This is a genomic window from Vibrio sp. 10N.247.310.24 (assembly GCF_041467175.1).
Classification (GTDB): domain Bacteria; phylum Pseudomonadota; class Gammaproteobacteria; order Enterobacterales; family Vibrionaceae; genus Vibrio; species Vibrio tasmaniensis_A.
The window spans coordinates 1-2,616 of the sequence record NZ_JBFSUD010000161.1 but is presented as its reverse complement, the minus strand read 5'-3'; the positions used below and the strand labels follow the sequence as shown (position 1 = coordinate 2,616).

Below are 2,616 nucleotides of genomic sequence, written 5' to 3'. Positions count from 1 at the left end.
TTATCGCCCAAACTGGTTAAATTTTAACAGTGACAACTATCCTGCCAGAGGGGGCAGGGGTAACACTAATAGATAAAAAGCTTAAGATAGTTGTCAAAAATTAGGTCACATAACAAGCGCCTGAACATGACCTACGTACTGTTCAGGCGCCTCTGTTTTAGGCACTTTCTTCTTGTTTCTCAGTTTGTTTCTTCTGGTTTTTTCTTATCGCGTCGAGTATTGCTTTCATGCGCTCTGGGGTCGCTTTGGGCGCGTTTGGTGCCGGCGCTGTGCGATTTGTAGAGCGGGGAAGTTGTGCTGCCATGTTGTCGCCCTCCATTAAGGCCCATTCGGCGATGAACTCGTGATATTCTTCAATTTTAGCCCCGATGTATTCTCGGTAACTGGTGTCAGTATAACACAAGTTGTCGTAGCGCTGAGGCCACACCTTCTTGTGGATCCCGTTGCCGGATTGCTCGTCGACGTGGAACGCCATCGTCATCGCTGTATCTATTCTTGTTAACAGGCAAGATAATCTGTCGAGATCTTGATAAAACGTGGCCGCATGGAAGCCCCCAGAGCCAGTAAACACCAGCTCTCCGGTGGTCGCGTTGTTGCCGATGGGCATGTCTATCAGCGCACCGGTGTTTTCCGTTACCGCAATCAAGCCAATCTCATCGCGTTCGTCGAGCGCTTGGGCTAATTGAATGTATTCCTCGTCAGAAATGAGGGCCAGAAGCACGGCTTGCGCGAGGATAATAGGGTGCTCATCACCCGAAAAAAAAATCACTTGCTCGAGACACACGATATGTTTGCGCGTCTCACAGTCGACTTCCAAACCGCTGACTTGGCTAGTCCACATGGCGTCACCCGCGATGAAAATGTTCGGGCTGGCTATTATCGTTGTCATGACGTTTTACGTTCCTAGATTAAAGAAGCTTATCTCGAGGGTTGTTGCTCTGAATGGCACCATTATTTGAATTTGGCCGGGATCCAGGGCTTAGGCGGCATGCAACGACCGCCACGAAATGGCAAGGGATGCTCTTTAGCCGGATAGTATTTCGGGGACTCAATTTTGCCGTGGCGCTCAACCAGTTGCCGGTGCTCGTCACGCCAGTACGCAAAACTGAGCAATTCCTTGGGATTGAATTCCCGATCTTCGGGGGTAATGAGGATCGCACGGTCAACGTTGATTCGAAATCCGTTCCAGCGATGATCCAACGGTAAGTAGCCACGGGCGTGAATGTTCATCAATTTTTCGGCCAGTGGATTGACCGGGACCGCGCCAGACAGCCAACGCTTGATCGTGATCGGTTGAACGTAAAAATACGCGGCGGCTTCATGAATGTCATCGAAGTAGCGATTCAATAGATCGGCAAAACGGGGAGTGAGCATGTGATCTCCTTCAAGTTATCAAACATCCGTCGAATTCTTTTTTCGATGACAAAACACGATGTCCATCGGTGAATTCGATGAAACTTGTCGTCAAACCGGAAAAAAGAACAGTGACGAAAACTAGGTATAACGCAAAATTGAAGGACGAAAACTAATTAATGATCGTATTTATGTGGAAACATTTTGAATTTCAAGCGTCTATAGCACGCGTGTACGCAAAATCTGCAATTGCTAAGGTACTGAATACTCTCAGATTTTACGCACAGCCTTATCACTGGTTATTAGGTATTTTATGGTAAATAGCCACTCTGGTTAAATACACAGTAGAATTCAGAGAGTACCGATACAACATAAAGGCAGGGCATCGCATAAAGATACCTGCCTTATAAACACCGAAACCAATTTTACATAACGCACATAATACGCACTAAGGCGTAAGTTCTTTCTGGAGGCTATCTAGCTGCTCTTGAGCCTGAATCTGTGGGTAGATTCGCATAAAGCTGACCATTCCCTGTAACTCTTCAATCTGGTCATTAATATGATCATGCAAATTGTAAGCTATCTCTTTGGGACAATCTCCAGTACCAAGGAAGATTGAAATATTAGAGATTTCATTAAGCTTAGATTCTAAGTCTGATAGCGTGTATTCTTTAACTGTCATAATCAACTCCGTTTCAGTTGGTTGTGGTTAAAGCCCGTAGCTGTCTCATCAGTTACGGGCTTTGTTTTAATCAGTAATAATTGGCTCTTCTTCCGTTAGCGTTCGTAACGATGATTGGCAATTAGGACACTCAATCTTAGATAAGAATCCACTAATATAGACTTCCTCATCCCAGAATAATTTATAGCAAGACGTACATTGATATTTAGGGTCATCTTCACGGCTCACCATCATAAATCCACCCTTATAGAGAATGGTACGCTTAGGTAAATTCCAAATCATAAATCCAGCTCCAGAGGTGTGATGATTTTGCCGTACTTCTTTAGCTCCACAGTGCCAAAGTTATTAACGATATAAGAAGAGCTATGAAAGGTATAAAATCCGGCTTCATAAGGTGGTTGACCTTCTTCCAGTTGAACCTTCGTAAGTGTTGGGAAGCGACCTTGTAGATGTGCATAAGCATCTTGTTCGTAAATCGTACGTGGTGGCTTACCGTCTTTCCCTGGCATGGTTCTAGGTGTGACCTTTACCCCCTCTGGCAGGATAGTTGTCACTGTTAAAATTTAACCAGTTTGGGCGAT

The 2,616-nt window shown here is 45.1% G+C and carries 5 protein-coding genes; all 5 read right to left on the bottom strand.

Annotated features, from left to right (window positions below):
* Positions 1–157: 157 nt before the first annotated feature.
* The 5 genes from AB6E08_RS23010 to AB6E08_RS22990 all read right to left on the bottom strand — a co-directional run bounded on the left by AB6E08_RS23010 (position 158) and on the right by AB6E08_RS22990 (position 2,589).
* Positions 158–889, bottom strand: a complete 732-nt coding sequence (locus tag AB6E08_RS23010; RefSeq protein ID WP_017102028.1) for a hypothetical protein — start codon at positions 887–889, stop codon at positions 158–160.
* 62 nt (positions 890–951) lie between these two features.
* Complete coding sequence (locus AB6E08_RS23005; RefSeq protein WP_017102132.1) at positions 952–1,374, bottom strand: phage protein; 423 nt, start codon at positions 1,372–1,374, stop codon at positions 952–954.
* 427 nt (positions 1,375–1,801) lie between these two features.
* A complete protein-coding gene (locus tag AB6E08_RS23000; protein WP_372067775.1) occupies positions 1,802–2,035 on the bottom strand; it encodes an RstC protein in 234 nt (77 codons plus the stop codon).
* Between the two features lie 66 nt (positions 2,036–2,101).
* Positions 2,102–2,269, bottom strand: coding sequence for a hypothetical protein (locus AB6E08_RS22995; RefSeq protein ID WP_372160320.1), 168 nt, complete (start codon positions 2,267–2,269; stop codon positions 2,102–2,104).
* 44 nt (positions 2,270–2,313) lie between these two features.
* Positions 2,314–2,589, bottom strand: a complete 276-nt coding sequence (locus AB6E08_RS22990) for a single-stranded DNA-binding protein (RefSeq protein ID WP_372160318.1) — start codon at positions 2,587–2,589, stop codon at positions 2,314–2,316.
* Between the last annotated feature and the right edge of the window lie 27 nt (positions 2,590–2,616).